This window comes from Spirulina sp. CCY15215, assembly GCF_016888125.1.
Taxonomy (GTDB): Bacteria; Cyanobacteriota; Cyanobacteriia; order Cyanobacteriales; family Spirulinaceae; genus CCY15215.
This window is the reverse complement of sequence record NZ_JACSWA010000111.1, coordinates 1-295: the sequence shown is the minus strand read 5'-3', so window position 1 is coordinate 295 and position 295 is coordinate 1. Positions and strand designations below refer to the sequence as shown.

Annotated in this window: 1 protein-coding gene; it reads left to right on the top strand. The window is 36.6% G+C overall.

What is annotated here, in order from left to right:
• Nucleotides 1–295, top strand: a 295-nt coding sequence (locus tag JUI58_RS00505; protein ID WP_348539803.1) for a transposase, incomplete at both ends; no start/stop codon positions are given.

Genomic DNA, 295 nt, shown 5'->3' with positions numbered 1-295 from the left:
CAATATTTTTTGAAGATATTAACTTTAAATCTTGGGCAAAAGGAATGTTGTCTAAACATTGCCTAGATGCTGCTTTTGGTCAATTTATTACCATTCTGAAATGGGTAGCGTGGAAACGAGATGTTTTTGTCGCAGAAGTTGACAAGAATTATACCTCGCAAACTTGTCCAAAATGTGATTTTCACACGGGAAAGAAAATACTTTCCGAACGAGAACATCATTGCCCTGAGTGTGGATACAAAACTCATAGAGACATAGCAGCAGCAGAAGTTATCAGAGATAGAGGAATCAAAAA